Consider the following 259-nt stretch of genomic DNA (forward strand, 5'->3'; position numbering starts at 1 on the left):
CTTTCATTGAGTGAAATCAGCCACAGATCGGTTCCTTCTTCAATACCAACGGTTTTATTGCCTGATCGTTCGGATCTGGATTCACCACCGATGAGATATCCATTTGAAGTCAATGCCAGCGTTCTTAAATGGTCATCTCCTTTTCCTCCATAATTCTTTTCCCATTCTACTTTCCCATCTTTATTGAGTTTGATGATCCAGTAATCACCTTCACCAAAGTTTTCGGTCTTCTTTGAAACTCCAATATTGCTTCTGGAAT

General features: G+C 39.8%; 1 pseudogene. It reads right to left on the bottom strand.

The window, feature by feature from the left end:
- Positions 1 to 259 (bottom strand): annotated as a pseudogene (locus SCA31_RS24175) (T9SS C-terminal target domain-containing protein); the annotation flags it as partial.

Source organism: Chryseobacterium sp. SIMBA_028 (assembly GCF_046535285.1).
Classification (GTDB): Bacteria; Bacteroidota; Bacteroidia; order Flavobacteriales; family Weeksellaceae; genus Chryseobacterium.